Below are 14,724 nucleotides of genomic sequence, written 5' to 3'. Positions count from 1 at the left end.
CTTCGGGGCGGGCGGTACGGCGCGCAGGCGACCGGAGCGGCGGCCTGCCGGGGGCGCGGAGACCGGCGCCGTCAACGCTCCGGTAGCCACATCCTCACTGAGGGTTACGACGAGTGAGCGCGGCGGGTGGACCGGGCGCCGCCCGGGCACAGTGCGGCGCCGCCGGCGGCGCTGGAGCACCCGCGCCGTCGACTGCGCCCGCTCCGCCACCAGCCGCTCGGTGGCGTCGTACCGGCGGACCAGCGCCGGGGCCAGGGCGAGCAGGCCGGCGGCGGCGAGGACGGCGAGGAGCACCGAGGTCGGCACCCTCACCCCTCCCGTCACCGAATTCGGAGCAACCGCCACCCGACCGCAGGATCTTCCACCGATCGCGCCTGGTTGCGTGGATCGTCCGGACGGGGAGCGCTTGCCGCAGCTTGCAGTTACTTGAGGTTACGGCGCACCGACCGGGTTGCCGCCACGCCGCGCCGATCCCGTCCGTGGGACGGCTCACCGAGCGCTGGCGCGTACCCGGTGCCAGCGTGCCAGGAGGCCACCCTCGGCGGCGATCTCCTCACTGGTCATCGCGTATCCGATGTGGTCGCGCCAGGCGCCGTCGATGTGCATGTAGCGCACGTGGTACGACTCCTCGCGGAAGCCCAGCTTCTCCACCACGCGACGGGACGGACGGTTCTCCGGACGGATGTTGACCTCCACCCGGTGCAGCCCGCCCGGCCCGAACGCGTGGTCCACGGCCAGCGCGAGCGCCGTCGGGATCACGCCCTGACCGGCGACCCGGGCGTCCACCCAGTAGCCGACGTACCCGGAGCAGAATGCCCGCCGCACGATGCTGCCGACGTTGAGGTGCCCGACCAGCCGATCCCGGTCGGCCTCGCGCAGGCAGACCGCGAACGGCATGCCCTCGCCCTCGCGGGCCGAACGCCGCTGGTCGCGGTGCACCCAACGGAAGGCCGCCGGCGAGTTCAACTCGTCCCAACTGCCCGGCAGCGACGACTCCCACGGCGCCAGCCAGGCCCGGTTGGCCCGGCGCACCTCGGACCACGCCGCGGCGTCGGAGCGCCGGTACGGCCGCAGCAGCACCGGACCGTCGACCAGCACCGTCGGCCAGCCGGGTGCCCGGGCGGGTCCGAAGAGGCTCACCCGCCCAGTCTCCCGCGCGGGACCGTGTCGCGCGCAAGTGGACCCACCGCGCTCACCGTAGAGCGGCCGAACTGTCTGCACGCCCGGGAGCGGACCGACCGGGACAACCTCACCGGCGGCGGTCCAGCAGCAGGACGTCCACGGTGGAGCCGGCGGCGGCGGTGGTGACGCGTTCACCGAGCACCAGCAGCCCGTTCGCCTCGGCCAGCCCGGAGAGGGTGAACGGCCCGCCGCTGAGCGGCTGCACCGTGTACCCGCCGCCGCGCCGCTCGGCGACGTGCGCGGGACGGAACTCGCGCAGCCCGCCCGGGGACGACACGGTCTCCAGCAGGTGCGCCCGCACGCTGGGCCGGAACACCGGCTCGGCGCCGGCGAGCAGTTGGATGGCGGGACGGGCCAGCACCTCGAAGCCGATCAGCGCGGCGCCGGGATCGCCGGGCAGGCAGACCACCGGCACCTCCTCGGCGCCGACAGTGCCGAAGCCGAGGGCGGTGCCGGGATAGAGCGCCACGTCCGTGAAGGTGACCGGCCCGGCCCGGCCGCCCTCACGGCGGGACAGGATCCGGCGCACCATGTCCCCGGGGCCGGTGCCGGTCCCCCCGGTGGTGATGATCAGGTCGGCGCGCAGGGTCTGGTCCTCCAGCAGGCCGCGCAGCCCCTCCGGGTCGTCGTCGCAGATGCCCACCCGGTACGCCAGGGCGCCCACCTCGGCCGCGGCGGCGGTCAGCGCGTGCGAGTTCGCGTCCACCACCTGCCCGGGCTGGCTGCCCCGGCCCACGTCGACCAGCTCGTCGCCGGTGGCCACGATGACCACCCGTGGGCTGGGCCGGACGACCACGTGCCCGATGCCCGTGGCCGCGAAGACCGCGACCAGCGCCGGGGAGACGTACGTGCCGGCCCGCGCGAGCAGGGTGCCGGCGGGCAGCTCCTCACCGGCGCGGCGTACCCCGTACCCCCGCTTGGGGGTGCGGAAGATCTCCACCGCGGCCATGCCCTGGTCGGTCCACTCCACCGGGACCACCACGTCGGCGGCGACCGGCAGCGGCGCCCCGGCGGCGACCGAGAAGCACGAGCCGGGGGTGAGCCGGACCGGCCGCCAGCTCGCCGCGCCGAGGTCGCCGACGACGTTGAGCCGGATGGTCCGGCCGCCGGGCGTGCCGGAGGGGGCCGGGACGTAGCTCGGCCCCCGGCCCCCTCCCGAAATGTCCTCCCAGCGGGCCGCGTACCCGTCCACGGCCGCCTGGTCGAAGGCCGGGAAGGCGTGCGGCGCGACGACGTCCTCGGCGAGGACGTTGCCGTGCGCCTGGGTGAGGTCGAGGTCGAGTGGCGGCAGCGCGCGTAACCTGCGCAGCACGCTGCCCAGGTAGTCGGCGAGCGGCGTCAACTCGTTCGCGGCCGCCTCGGCGTCGGCCGTCGCGGTCATGTACCAGATCCGCCTGCCGCGTCGGCCTTGACGAAGTCGGCCAGCCAGGAGCGGAAGTCGCCGCCGATGTCCTCACGTTCGGCGGCGATCTGCACCACCGTCTGGAGGTAGCCCAGCGGCATGCCGGTGTCGTAGCGGGTGCCCCGGTAGACGATCGCGTGCACCGGAACGCCCTCGGTGCGCAGCAGCTCCATCGCGTCGGTCAGCTGGATCTCGCCGCCGCTGCCCGGCTTGGTCCGCCGGATCGCGTCGAAGATCCTGCCGGGCAGCACGTAGCGGCCGAGGACCGCGAGGTTGCTCGGCGCGTCCTCCGGCTGGGGCTTCTCCACCATGCCGGTCACCTTGACGACCTCGCCGATGTCGGTCAGCTCCGCCTCGGCGGGCTCGACGGACGCGATGCCGTACCGCTTGGTGTCGGCCGGGTCGACCTCGAAGAAGGCGAGCACCACCCCGCCCGTGCGGGCCTGCAGCTCCAGCATCGCCGGCAGGAGCGGCTCCGACGGCTTGACGAACTCGTCGCCGAGCAGCACCGCGAAGGGCGCGTCGCCGACGTGCGACTCGGCGTACCCGACGGCGTGCCCGAGCCCGAGCTGCTCCGGCTGCCGGACGGTGTAGATGTCGGCCAGGTCGCTGGGCCGGCGCACGGCCGCCAACCGCTCGGCGTCGCCCTTCTCCTCCAGCCTGGTCTCCAGGTCGGGGCGACGGTCGAAGTGGTCCACCATCGACGTCTTACCCCGACCGGTGATCAGCAACACGTCACCGATGCCGGCCTGGGCGGCCTCCTCGACGATGTACTGCAACACCGGCCGGTCGACCACCGGCAGCAGTTCCTTGGGCACCGCCTTGGTGGCTGGCAGGAACCGGGTGGCCAGTCCGGCGGCCGGGATGACGGCCTTGACCGCCAGGGGACGGCCGGTTGCGGCGACCGTCGATGAGGGGTTCGCTGAGTGCTCCGACATGCCGCGAGACTATCGGCCACGGCTCTGCCGCGGCGGGTGTGGCCCAGAAGACGCGCCGCCGCCCGACCCCGGCCGGGCGGCGTCCGAGCCGGCCCGGGCCCCGTCGGTGGCGCTGTCCGCCGGGTCGTCGGCCGGTTCCGGCCGCGCGTTCGCCGGCGGCGATTCGGGTACGCCCGCGGCCGACTCCGACCGGGCGTGCCCGCCCGGCTCCCGCGGGACCTGCACGGGCCGGCCGGCGCGCGGCAGCCCGTCGGCTGGGGTGACCGCCCCCGCCGGGACCGGGATCTCCTGTGTCGGCAGGTCCGGGCACACCTCGGCGACCCGGTAGGTGTCCCGCCCGGCGGCCTTCGCGGCGTAGAGCGCGTCGTCGGCGGCCTCTAGCACCTCCCTCCCGGTGCTGCCGTGGTCCGGGTAGACGGCGATGCCCACCGACACGGTCACCACGATCGGCCCGGCGTACGCCTCGACGGCGATGGGCGTCTCCCGCACCGCCGCGCCCAGCCGCTCCGCGACGATCGCCGCGCCCCGGGCGTCGGTCTCCGGCAGCAGCAGCACGAACTCCTCGCCGCCCTGCCGGAACGCCAGGTCGACCTCGCGGATCTCGCCGCGCACCCGCCGGGAGAACTCGGCCAGCACGGTGTCCCCCGCCGCGTGCCCGTACGTGTCGTTGACGTCCTTGAACCGGTCCAGATCGAGGGCGAGGACGCTGAGCATCCGGCCGAACCGGCTGGCCCGTTCCACCTCCCGCCGGATCGACTCGCGCAGGTAGCGGTAGTTCCACAGCCCGGTGAGCGGGTCGGTGAGCGAGAGCCGCTGTGCCTCCTCGTGCACCCGGACGTTGTCCACCGCCACCGCGGCGTGCCCGGCGAAGGTGCGCAGGGTGACCAGGTCGTCGTCGTCGAACTCGTCCGCGCCCACCCGGTCGTAGAGGGCCAGTACGCCGAGCGCCGCCGTGGGCGCGCCGGCGTCCTCGCCGCCGCTCCCCACCGTCGCCGCGGGCCCGCCCGAGGTGGTCGTGGCGCCGCCGCCGGGGGTGGCGAAGGGGACCGCGACGTACGTACGGCAGCGCGGCTCACCCGCCGGAACCTCGGTCGGCTCCACCCGGCCCCGCTGCGGCTCACCGGTGGCGGCCACCGCGCCGACCACTCCAACGCCCACCGGCACCCGCAGCGTCTGCGGCCCGTCCGCGTCCCCCTCCGGCCAGCGCCCGTCCAGCCCCTCGGTGCACTGCGCGACGAGCACCCCACCGGCCTCCACGAGCAGGACCGCGCCCGCCCGCGCCCCGGTGGCGGCGATGGAGCTGTGCAGGATCACCCGCAGGATGCGTTGCAGGTCGTGCGTGCTGGCCAGGGTGTCGCCGAGCACCGCGAGGTGCCCGCGCAGCTGGTCCCGGCTGCTGGTCAACGCCGCCACGTACGACCCGGTCTCCCGGGTCATCCGGTTGAACGCGGCGGCCAGCCGGCCCAGCTCGTCGCGACTGCGTACCGGCACCCGGGCGGTCAGGTCGCCGTGCGCCACCCGGTCCACCGCGCCGGCCAGTTCCACCAGGGGCCGGGTGGTCACCCGGGCCAGGCGCCAGGCGGTCAGCACGGCCAGCAGCGCGGCCAGGACGACCACGCCGGCCAGCGTCACGTGCAGCCCTGGTGGGCGTTCGCTCGGCACGGACAGGACCAGCGGCAGCGGCTGCCCGGTGGACGGCCCGATCCGCCGCACGTACCGGCCCTCGGTGGTCTCGGTGACCCGTTCGCCGTCGGTGGCGCTGGCGGCGGCCAGGACGGCGTCGCGTACCTCGCGGGACTCGGTGGTGTGGGTGACCCGCGCGGCGCTGGCGCCGCCGTCGAGGAGGGTGACCGCCACCCCGGTCACGGCCGCCAGCCGGGCCACGAAGGCCGGGTCGACCACCTGCGCGGCGGCCACCGTGCCGAGCAGGGTGCCCGCCCGGTCGCGCAGGTCCACCCGGGCGGCCAGCGCGCGGGCCGGGCCGGACGACGCCGGCGGGCCGGAGCAGTCCCGCCAGGGGGTCGAGGGCGCGCCGGACGAGGCGTAGGTGACCTGGCCCGTCATGTCGGTGATCAGCACCGCGGCGGCCACCCCCCGGCCGACCAGTTGGTCGGCGGCGCGGGTCGGGTCGCCGGTGAGGGCCACCGCGTCGGCGGTGGCGCGGAGCTGCTGGCAGAGCGCGTCGACCGAGGTACGCACGGTGGACGCCGCCACGGCGAGGCGCTCGGTGGAGCGGCTGCGGTCCACCGCGGCGACGGTGGAGGCGACGAAGAACGCGCCGAGCAGGACCGGCCCGAGCACCACCACGAGGAAGGCTGCCGTCAACCGCCCGCGTAGCGTCACTCGGTCCCCCCGGACGTTCCGCTTCCGTTGCTTGCGATGCTGACACAGAGCAACCGTGGGAGAGGCGTTGCGTCAGGAGTGTTGCGTGCCGGAATTTTCTGATGAAGCGGAAGTGACCCGTGTGGCGAAGCGGGAGACGCGCGCCGAGCTGCTCGCCCGCCGCCGGGCGCTGACCGGTGAGACCCGGGCCGAAGCCGCCGGGCGGGTCCAGGCCGAGCTGGTCGCGCTGGTACGCCGGCTGCGCCCACGCCGGGTGACGGCGTACGTGCCGGTCGGCTCCGAGCCGGGCGGCGCCGACCTGCCGCGGGTGCTGCGGGAGGCGCTGCCCGCCGACGCCGAGCTGCTGCTGCCGGTGCTCCGCGCCGACCTCGACCTGGACTGGGCGGCGTACACCGGTCCGGATGGCTTGGTCGCGGCCGGGCGGGGTATCCGGGAGCCGGTCGGACCCCGACTCGGGGTGACCGCGGTGACCGGCGCCGACCTGGTGGTCGTACCGGCCCTGGCGGTCGACCGGCACGGCCGGCGACTGGGCCGCGGCGGCGGCTCGTACGACCGGGCGCTGGCCCGGGTGCCCGTGGCGACGCTGACCGTGGTCCCGCTGCACGACGGCGAGCTGGTCGAGGCGCTGCCCGTGGAGCCGCACGACCGGCCGGTCCGCGCGGTCGTCACCCCAGCCGACGGGATGCGTACGCTTGACGGCGGCCCGGGTGTGGCGCATGGTGTCGCGCCCCACACGTCCGCTGGACGAACCCGGGGCGAATGACGCACCATTGGCACTCGAATACGTCGAGTGCCAACTGGCTGAGCCCAGATCCGGAGGAGAACGTGCCCACGTACCAGTACGCCTGCACCACGTGCGGTCACCAGCTCGAGGCGGTGCAGTCCTTCTCTGACGAGCCGCTGACCGAGTGCCCGGCGTGTGAGGGGCGGCTGCGCAAGGTCTTCAACTCGGTCGGGATCGTCTTCAAGGGCTCCGGGTTCTACCGCACCGACTCCCGGGCGTCCGCCTCGGAGACGACGGCCGGCGGCACGGCGACCAAGCCGGCCAAGTCCGAGTCGTCCTCGTCGTCCTCCGGTGGGGACTCCGGCTCGTCGTCCTCCTCGTCGTCGTCCGGGTCCTCCGGCTCGTCGTCCGGTTCGTCCTCGTCCGGCTCGTCGTCGTCCGGCGGGTCGAGCGGCGGAAAGGCGCCGGCGGCCAGCTCGGCGTCCTGACCGCCCGAGTCGATCACCGCCCCCATACCAGGCCGTGCGCCTTGGTGGGCGTTTGTCCACAGGCGGACTGGTTGTCCACAGGCACCAGCCGACGGCGAACGAACAGGCGGTTGGCCGGCCTAACCTGCCGTCCACGGGTGTCGCTGTGACGCCCCGGGACGGGAGGCGGCCGAGACATGCGCGATCCGGACTCGGCGCGGGCACTGCGACCGCTGCGCCGACTCGCCCTGCCCGGCGGCCGCACCCTGCTGCGGGCCGGCCTGGTCGCCGCTCTGCTCGGCCTGGCCGCCGCCGTCCTGCACACCCCGACCGGCTGCCCTCCGGCCACCCGCGCCAGCCCATCCCCGGACCCGCTCGGCGCAGCCGGGCCGACCGACTCAGCCGACGGGCAGCCAACGGGCACCGAACCAATCGACGGGCCGTCGACCGGCACGCGCGCGACGACTGACGCGAGGTCCGGCCCGTTACCACTGCCCACCGGAGCGGTCGGAGTGCCGGTCCGGCTGGCCGAGCCCGCCGCGCTGGCGGTGGTCCGACCCGGCTTCCGGGTCGACCTGCTGGCGGCGCCGCCGGGCGGGGCGGGCGCGGAGGCCACCCTGCTCGCCTCCCGGGCGCTGGTCCTGGACGTGCTCGGTGACGGCGCGGCCGACGGGTCCTCCGCGCTCTACCTGGCGCTCAACCCGGACCAGGCACAACGTGCGGTCGGGCTACCCGAGGGGAGCCGGTTCGCCATCGTCGTGCGCGGCTGACCGTGCGGTCCCCGCCCGTGGCTGACCGGCAGGCAGGCAGCAGTCATTCCCAGTGCGGGGGGCGTTCCGCGAGCAGCCAGTCGTCGTTGCCGCCGGGGCGCTCCCCCCAGCCACGGTCGGTGTCGTCGGAGGTCTGCTCGGGCAGCACCACGAAGTCTTCGCTCAGGTCGACGGTGCGGTCATCGTCGCCGCGCGCGCCCTGCGTGCCAGGGTCCTCGATGCTCACGAGCGGCAAGACTAGCGCAGCCGCCCGTGGCGAACGGGTCGCGGACGGTGGCGCGCCGGCCAGAAGCGACCGCGCCACCGGCGGCGTTGGTAGCGTCGGACGGCGTGACGACCCCCAGCGGTGGCAGCACCCCGGACGACTACTGGCGGCGGCCCGGGACCGGCGGCGACGGAGCGGTGGAGCAACCCTCCGCCCCGCCAGCGACCGCGCCCGGCAGCGGATACGCCGGCCCGCCGCCGAGCGTGCCGCCGCCGGCGGGTTGGCGTCCACCCGTACACCTGGAGCCGGCGCCGCCCCGGCAGTTGCCGCCGCAGGACATGGCCGGCCTCGACGCGGCCGAGCAGCGGGCGCAGCGGATCACCTACGGTTTCGGCGCGGCCGTCGGCGTGGTGCTGGTGGTCCTGGTCTGCCTGCTCTGCTCGCGGGTCGTCTTCTGACCCGCGACGCGGCAAGGGGTCAGAGGGTCGTGCTCCAGACGGCCTGGGCGCCGGAGTGGCCGGCCAGGTAGACGTAGACCAGGGCGGCGGCGGACAGGGCGACGATCGCCACCGCCAGCACCGGGGTCACCAACGCCGGCAGCCGCGGCACCCGGGGGTGGCCGCTGGTCGCCACCAGCAGCAGGATGGCCACGATTCCGAGCGGCAGCACGATCCGGAACAGGATGTCGCCGTAGCGGGAGTGCTCGAAGATCTGGTCCAGGATGGGGCCCTGGAAACCCCGGGCGACCAGCGCGTCGGTGAACGCCTCACCCGACTGGACGGCCACGAAGGTGACCAGCGGGGCGGCCACGGCGAGGATGCCCACCGCCCAGTCCAGCCGGTGCCGCCAGCGTGGCAGCCCCACGTACGCGATGGCCAGCACGGCGAGCAGCGGCACGAACACGACCACCGCGTGAATCACCAGGACGTGAACCGGTAGACCCAGGATCTCCTCGAACATCGACACCCTCCAGGTGGATCACGGTCACGGGATCGCCGGCCTACGGTCCGCCGGTCGTCCCCAGCTCTCGACGGGAGACACGCGCGCGGGCCCGTCCGGGTTCACCAGGCGCCCATCCGGCCCCGCCGGCTGTGTCCGTGGCCACCCCCACCGGACGACGGTTGTCGGCACTGGTCACACGTGCTGTCATTGGCGCATGTCCGCTGCCGAGGAACTGCTGCGATCGAGGGGCCTGCGTGTCACCCGACCGCGCCTCGCGGTGCTCGACGTGCTGGCCGGCGGCGGCCACCTGGAGGTCGACGAGATCACCCGGCAGGTCCGCGAACGCCTCGACTCGGTCTCCACCCAGGCGGTCTACGACGTGCTGGGCGCGCTGTCCCGGGCCGGGCTGTCCCGCCGGATCGAGCCCGCGGGCAGTCCCGCCCGGTACGAGGCTCGGGCCGGCGACAACCACCACCACGTGGTCTGCCGGGGCTGCGGCGAGATCGCCGACATCGACTGCGCGGTGGGCAGCGCCCCCTGCCTGGAGCCGGGCGTCGCGCACGGCTTCGAGGTGGACGAGGCGGAGGTGACCTTCTGGGGTCTCTGCCCGGGCTGCCAGGCCCGCCGCTCCGCCGACAGCTGACTCGCCGCCCGCCGCCGAAAGGTGACCGGCGGGGTTCCCCGCGCCGTGGCACTCTTGGTCAGTGGACTCCGATGACCTCGGCCTCTTCGGTCCGGGATCGGTCACGTGGAAGGTGCACGACGAGCCGATCCTGATCGTCGCCGGCCTGCGCTCGCTCTACCTCCAGGCCCTGCACCCTCGGGCGATGGCCGGGGTCGCGCAGAACAGCAACTACCGCACCGACGCGTGGGGTCGCCTCGTCCGCACCGCCACCTACGTGGCGACCACCGTCTACGGGACCACCGCCGAGGCGGAGACGGCCGGAGCCCGGCTGCGCCGGTTGCACGCCCGGCTGCGGGCCACCGACCCGGACACCGGCGAGGAGTTCCGGATCGACGAGCCGGACCTGCTGCGCTGGGTGCATGTCACCGAGGTCGAGTCGTTCCTCGACACGGCCCGGCGAGCCGGCCTGCCGCTCACCGACGAGGAGGTGGACGGCTACTACACCGAGCAGCGCCGCTCCGCCGCCCTGGTCGGCCTCGACCCGGCCACCGTCCCGGGCACCGCCGACGAGGTGGCGGCGTACTACCGCTCCGCGCGGCCCGAGCTGCGGATGACCCGGGAGGCCGCCGAGACCGCGCTCTTCCTCACCGCCCCGCCGTTGCCGTGGAAGCTCAGCCTGCCGGCCCGGCTGGGGCTCACCCTGGGGCCGCCGCGCTGGGCGTACCTGGGCATCGCCGGCACCGCGCTCGCGCTGCTGCCGGCGTGGGCCCGCCGGATGTACGGCGGGCTCGGGCTGCCCACCACCGCCCTGTCGGCGGACCTGACGGTGCGCGCCCTGCGGCTGGCGCTCGGCGCGGTGCCCCGGCGCTACCTGGAGGGGCCGATCACGCAGGCCGCCAGGCAGAGGGCCGAACGGCACGCCCTGGCCAACACCACCGGGCCCGGGCACCTGGTCCGCAGCTGACCCCGGCGCCGTGTTCCCGGATGACGTCCTCGACGAACCGGTAGGTCAGTTCGTCGCCGATGCACCGTCGCGCCCGGCCCGTCAGTCCTGGCCGGGGACCGGCTCGACGGCCCGCTCGACGGCCGCCCACGGCTCCTTGCCCGGAACCTGGGCGCCGGTCGGGCAGTGGCGCCGGTAGTCGCACCAGCCGCAGCGGGGGCCGGGAGCCACCGGGAACGCCTCGTCCGCGTCGCCACCGTCGGCGACCGCCCGCTCGGCGGCCATGATGTCGCGGGCCGCCTCCTCGGCCCGGGTCAACTGCCGGGCCAGCGACTCAACGGTGTGGTCGTGCCCGGCGACCGTGCCGGTCGGCAGGTGGTGCAGCTCCACCCGGCGGCACGGCCGGCGGAACACCCGCTCGGCCGCGTACGCGTAGAGCGCCAGCGCCTGCGAACCGCGCGCGTCATCCGTGTCCAGCCCGGTGCGGCCGGTCTTGTAGTCGACGATGACCAGCTCCGGACCCTCCGGCCCAGGCCGGGAGTCGATGCGGTCGGTCCGGCCGTTGAACGCCAACACCGCCGTCTTGACCGCCACCACCCGCTCCACGCCGAGCGGGTCGGTGTCCGGCTCGAGCGTCTCGACGTACGCCTCCAGCCAGCCCAGCGCCCGCCGGTAGGCGGCCCGCTCCTGCTCGTCGTCGCGGTAGCCCTCGCGGACCCAGGTGCCCTTGAGCAGGGTGGCCAGCGCCTCGGGACGGCGACGGTCGGCGGGCAGCGCATACCAGTTCTTCAGCGCGGTGTGCACGCTGGCGCCGAGCGAGTTGTGCGCCCACGGCGGGCCCTTCGGCGGGGCCGGCCGGTCGACGTAGGAGTAGCGGTAGCGGCGCGGGCAGTCCGCGTACGCGCCGAGCTTGCTCGGGGTGCAGACGAACAGCCGCTCCGGCATGCCCTCGAAGCCGAGCTGCTCGGCGCCGCTGGCGCGCTGCTGGGGGGCTCGGCCGCCGGCGGCGGGTCGTCCGGCTGAGGGGGATCGTCGCACGCCTGCGATCCTGCCATCCACCCCCGACATCGCGGGTGTGCCGGGTCAGGTCATGTTCACGTACTGCGTGACGAAGGCGGCCACCGCGTCCGCGATGAGCTGCACGGCGATCGCGGCCAGCAGCAGGCCGGCGATCCGGGTCAGCACCTCGATCCCGCCGGGGCGCAGGATCTTCACGATGCCGCCGGAGAAGCGCAGCACGATCCAGACCGCCACCATCACGGCGAGGATCGCCACGGCGATGGCGGTGAACTCGCCCAGCCCGTCCGCCTGCTGCACGAAGAGCATGGTCGCGACGATGGCTCCGGGGCCGGCCAGCAACGGGGTGCCCAGCGGCACCAGGGCGATGTTCGAGGTCACCTGCTGGCTGGGGTCGTCGGCCTTGCCGGTGAGCAGTTCCAGCGCGACCAGCACCAGCAGCAGACCGCCGGCGGCCTGCAACGCGGGCAGGTCCACGTGCAGGTAGTCGAGCAGGGTCTGGCCCGCCACTGCGAAGATCACGATCACGCCGAGCGCCAGCGCAACCGCCTGCCAGGCTGCTCGGTTGCGGTCGCGGGCGGGCAGCGGGCCGGTCAGCGCGAGGAAGATCGGCATCATGCCCGGCGGGTCGGTGATCACCAGCAGGGTCACGAAAACCTCGCCGAACAACTTCAGGTCCACGTGATCAACCTAGCCGCGCCGTGGCCGGCCAAAATCGGGATCAGGCGGAAGCGACCTCGGTCACCCCCGCCGCGACGATCCGCTCGTACGCGTCGACGCTGGTGCTGAACGCGCCGAGCTGGACGGTCTTGTGGGTGCCGTGGAAGTCCGACGAGCCGGTGACGAACAGGCCCAGCTCGGCGGCCAGTGCCCGTACGTGCGCCTGCTCGGCCGGGCTGTGGTCCTCGTGGTCGGCCTCCAAACCGGCCAGACCGGCGGCGGCCAGCTCGGCGATCAGCTCGTCGGGCACCACCCGGCCCCGTCGGGTGGCGCGCGGATGGGCGAAGACGGGCACTCCGCCGGCCGCCCGGACCAGCTGGATCGCCCGGAACACGTCGATGTCCTCCTTGGGAAGCCGGTACCGCTCACCCAGCCAGTCCGGCCCGAACGCCTCGCGGGTGCTGCCGACCAGACCGCCCCGGATCAGCGCCTGCGCGATGTGCGGCCGGCCCACGGTGCCGCCACCCGCACCGGCCAGGATGTCCGGCCAGCTCACGTCGATTCCGTTGGCGCGCAGCAGCGCGACGATGCGTTCGCCCCGCTCCTCGCGGGCGGCCCGCACCCGGGCCAGCTCGGCGACCAGCTCCGGGTGATCCGGGTCGAACAGGTACGCCAGCAGGTGCAACGGCACCGCCGGCCGCGTGCCCGACCAGCGACAGGACAGCTCCGCTCCCCGAACCAGGCACAGCCCGGGCGGCAGCGCCCGCACGGCCGGCGCCCAGCCGGCGGTGGTGTCGTGATCGGTGATCGCCAGCACGTCCAGCCCGGCTTCAGACGCCGCCCGGACCAGCTCGGCGGGGCTCAGCGTGCCGTCGCTGGCCGTCGAGTGGGCGTGCAGGTCGATCCGCGGGTCGGGGCCGGTACGCGAGGTCATTTCCCGACGCTACCGAGGGCGCTCGCCCCAGGCGCGCCGAGGCCGGTCCGCACGAGACCGGTCCGCACGAGACCGGCCGTTTGAGGCGGTTCCGTCCGCGACCGGCCCGTCCGTGAACCGGTGCAGGTCAGGAGCCGGTGCAGGTCAGGAACCGGTGCAGGTCAGGAGCCGGTCACCAGGACGGGCTGGTCCCCCGGCTTCGCGCCGGGCACCGGGGTCGGGTCGGCCGGCTTTCCCGACCGCACCCGGGCGACGTCGACCCGGACCAGCTCGCCGTCGCCGTCGACGTAGGTGGCGGTCGAGTCGGTCCAGGCGACCGCGCCGGTCACCGGCGGCCCGGCGGGCACGGCGGTCATGTCCGGTCCGAGTCGGCGCAGGTCGACCAGCAGGGACCGGGCGTCCTTGCCGACCCGCCCGTTGACCAGCAGCCACCGGCCGTCGGCCGAGACCCCGCCGGCGCCGTCCGGGGTCAGCTCCGGGCCGCAGCCGGTGCCGACCCGCTTCAGGTCACGCTTCGGGTCGAGCACGGCCAGGCAGGTCCGGCCCGGCTCACCGCCGGGGAACTGGCCGACCAGCCGGCCGTCGGGCAGGACGCCGTAGACGTTCAGAGTGCTCCGGTCGGCGCTCGCGGTCACCTCTCCGGCGCCCGGCCGCCACAGGGCGTGGCCCCCGCGAGCCGGGTCGAGCCGGACCAGAACGCTGTCGCCGACGAACCGGACCGGCTCCGCCTCGGCCGGCACGGGCGTACGGACCGGCCCGATGAGCTGGGTGCCGACCACGCCCGCCACCAGCAGGCCGGTGCCGTCGCGCCAGGCCACCTGGCGGGCGTCCGGCGCCACGACGATCCGGCCGGCCCCGGCCAGCAGGACCTGCACCAACCCGTCGCGCTGCGCCACCCAGAGGGAGCGGCCGGCGGTGGTGGGCGCGCCGACCACCAGCCAGCCGGCGTCGCCGGGCAGCAGGTGGGCGGCCTCGGCCCGCCCGACGCCGGGCAGCTCCAACCGTCCCCCGTTCGCACCGATCAGCGCCCCACCGGCGAGCACGTCGACGGACGTCCCGGGCGAGGGCGCGGGGGCGGGAGCGGTGGCCGAGGGGATCGGCCGACCCGACGGGTTGGGGTCACCGATCACGACGATCGGCGGGCCCTGCCCCCCGGAGCCGTCGCCGAGCTGCGCCATGCCGGTGCTGACCAGCACCGTGGCGACCGCCGCGAGAGCGAGCCCGCCCGCGGTACGTCGGCGCCGGATCCGGTTCGCCCGACGGATGGCCTGGCCGGCCGGGTCGGCGCTCAGTGGGCGGGCGACGGCGACCCGGTGCGAGAGGGTCTCCCGCACCGCACCTTCCAGCTCGTCAGGTCGCACGTGATATGGACGCGGCGGGCTGCCCGTCAGGTTGTCGGACCGGCCCGGCGATGCGCTCACCGCTGCTCTCCGGTCCCCGTGCCGACGGGCACGACCGCCGGGGCGACGGGCAGCTCGACCGGCAGCTCGACCGGGCGGGGCGCGACCGGGCTGGGCGCGACCGGGCTGGGCGCGACGCGCCCGACCGACCGGCCGGCCGTCGACCGGGACC

16 protein-coding genes and 2 pseudogenes are annotated in these 14,724 nt (G+C 75.1%); 6 read left to right on the top strand and 12 right to left on the bottom strand.

Annotated elements, in window-relative coordinates; all coding sequences use genetic code 11:
- The 5 genes and pseudogenes from DKT68_RS29905 to DKT68_RS29885 form a co-directional block, all read right to left on the bottom strand.
- Positions 1–312: pseudogene (locus tag DKT68_RS29905) on the bottom strand (hypothetical protein); the annotation flags it as partial.
- A 177-nt stretch (positions 313–489) separates the two neighbouring features.
- Positions 490–1,140: a GNAT family N-acetyltransferase gene (locus tag DKT68_RS29900; protein ID WP_109820724.1), complete on the bottom strand. Its 651-nt coding sequence runs from the start codon at positions 1,138–1,140 to the stop codon at positions 490–492.
- Between the two features lie 109 nt (positions 1,141–1,249).
- Positions 1,250–2,563: a molybdopterin molybdotransferase MoeA gene (locus DKT68_RS29895; protein WP_089017844.1), complete on the bottom strand. Its 1,314-nt coding sequence runs from the start codon at positions 2,561–2,563 to the stop codon at positions 1,250–1,252.
- Complete coding sequence (locus tag DKT68_RS29890; protein WP_109820723.1) at positions 2,560–3,522, bottom strand: UTP--glucose-1-phosphate uridylyltransferase; 963 nt, start codon at positions 3,520–3,522, stop codon at positions 2,560–2,562. The genes DKT68_RS29895 and DKT68_RS29890 overlap by 4 nt, the downstream gene beginning before the upstream one ends.
- A gap of 9 nt (positions 3,523–3,531) precedes the next feature.
- A complete protein-coding gene (locus DKT68_RS29885; RefSeq protein ID WP_201749244.1) occupies positions 3,532–5,865 on the bottom strand; it encodes a diguanylate cyclase in 2,334 nt (777 codons plus the stop codon).
- 85 nt (positions 5,866–5,950) lie between these two features.
- Between DKT68_RS29885 and DKT68_RS29880 the strand changes: the two genes are divergently transcribed.
- The gene (locus tag DKT68_RS29880; protein WP_109820722.1) at positions 5,951–6,628 is read left to right on the top strand and encodes a 5-formyltetrahydrofolate cyclo-ligase; all 678 of its coding nucleotides are present in this window, start codon (positions 5,951–5,953) and stop codon (positions 6,626–6,628) included.
- A pseudogene (locus tag DKT68_RS32295) lies at positions 6,625–6,783 on the top strand (FmdB family zinc ribbon protein); the annotation flags it as partial. The gene DKT68_RS29880 and the pseudogene DKT68_RS32295, both read left to right, overlap by 4 nt.
- A 62-nt stretch (positions 6,784–6,845) precedes the next feature.
- Here DKT68_RS32295 and DKT68_RS32490 read toward each other — a convergent pair.
- The gene (locus tag DKT68_RS32490; RefSeq protein ID WP_269089881.1) at positions 6,846–7,094 is read right to left on the bottom strand and encodes a hypothetical protein; all 249 of its coding nucleotides are present in this window, start codon (positions 7,092–7,094) and stop codon (positions 6,846–6,848) included.
- Positions 7,095–7,253: 159 nt separating this feature from the next.
- On the opposite strand from DKT68_RS32490, the gene DKT68_RS29870 reads away from it, so the two are divergent.
- Entirely contained in the window at positions 7,254–7,826 is a 573-nt protein-coding gene (locus DKT68_RS29870; protein WP_109820720.1) for a flagellar biosynthesis protein FlgA, read from the top strand.
- Positions 7,827–7,869: 43 nt separating this feature from the next.
- Here DKT68_RS29870 and DKT68_RS29865 read toward each other — a convergent pair whose 3' ends face one another.
- Positions 7,870–8,052 (bottom strand): hypothetical protein, encoded by a 183-nt coding sequence (locus DKT68_RS29865; protein WP_109820719.1) that lies wholly within the window; start codon positions 8,050–8,052, stop codon positions 7,870–7,872.
- Positions 8,053–8,156: 104 nt separating this feature from the next.
- Here DKT68_RS29865 and DKT68_RS29860 point away from each other — a divergent pair, with 104 nt between their 5' ends.
- Positions 8,157–8,489, top strand: coding sequence for a hypothetical protein (locus DKT68_RS29860; RefSeq protein WP_109820718.1), 333 nt, complete (start codon positions 8,157–8,159; stop codon positions 8,487–8,489).
- 19 nt (positions 8,490–8,508) lie between these two features.
- Here DKT68_RS29860 and DKT68_RS29855 read toward each other — a convergent pair whose 3' ends face one another.
- Positions 8,509–8,991: a DUF2231 domain-containing protein gene (locus DKT68_RS29855; RefSeq protein WP_109820717.1), complete on the bottom strand. Its 483-nt coding sequence runs from the start codon at positions 8,989–8,991 to the stop codon at positions 8,509–8,511.
- A gap of 196 nt (positions 8,992–9,187) precedes the next feature.
- Between DKT68_RS29855 and DKT68_RS29850 the strand changes: the two genes are divergently transcribed.
- Together DKT68_RS29850 and DKT68_RS29845 are read left to right on the top strand one after the other, a co-directional pair.
- Positions 9,188–9,616 (top strand): Fur family transcriptional regulator, encoded by a 429-nt coding sequence (locus tag DKT68_RS29850; RefSeq protein WP_109820716.1) that lies wholly within the window; start codon positions 9,188–9,190, stop codon positions 9,614–9,616.
- Between the two features lie 61 nt (positions 9,617–9,677).
- Entirely contained in the window at positions 9,678–10,562 is an 885-nt protein-coding gene (locus DKT68_RS29845) for an oxygenase MpaB family protein (RefSeq protein ID WP_109820715.1), read from the top strand.
- A gap of 81 nt (positions 10,563–10,643) precedes the next feature.
- Here DKT68_RS29845 and DKT68_RS29840 read toward each other — a convergent pair whose 3' ends face one another.
- The 4 genes from DKT68_RS29840 to DKT68_RS29825 all read right to left on the bottom strand — a co-directional run bounded on the left by DKT68_RS29840 (position 10,644) and on the right by DKT68_RS29825 (position 14,513).
- Complete coding sequence (locus tag DKT68_RS29840) at positions 10,644–11,486, bottom strand: RecB family exonuclease (protein ID WP_407940809.1); 843 nt, start codon at positions 11,484–11,486, stop codon at positions 10,644–10,646.
- Positions 11,487–11,624: 138 nt separating this feature from the next.
- The gene (locus tag DKT68_RS29835; protein WP_109820713.1) at positions 11,625–12,239 is read right to left on the bottom strand and encodes a MarC family protein; all 615 of its coding nucleotides are present in this window, start codon (positions 12,237–12,239) and stop codon (positions 11,625–11,627) included.
- 40 nt (positions 12,240–12,279) lie between these two features.
- On the bottom strand, positions 12,280–13,152 hold the full coding sequence (locus tag DKT68_RS29830; protein ID WP_109820712.1) for a PHP domain-containing protein: 873 nt from the start codon (positions 13,150–13,152) through the stop codon (positions 12,280–12,282).
- Positions 13,153–13,313: 161 nt separating this feature from the next.
- A complete protein-coding gene (locus tag DKT68_RS29825; RefSeq protein ID WP_161556714.1) occupies positions 13,314–14,513 on the bottom strand; it encodes a hypothetical protein in 1,200 nt (399 codons plus the stop codon).
- Positions 14,514–14,724: the final 211 nt, after the last annotated feature.

The organism is Micromonospora acroterricola, from assembly GCF_003172955.1.
In the GTDB taxonomy this organism is placed as follows: Bacteria; Actinomycetota; Actinomycetes; order Mycobacteriales; family Micromonosporaceae; genus Micromonospora; species Micromonospora acroterricola.
Note: the sequence above shows the minus strand (reverse complement) of the source record. Positions and strands in the feature narration are given on the sequence as shown.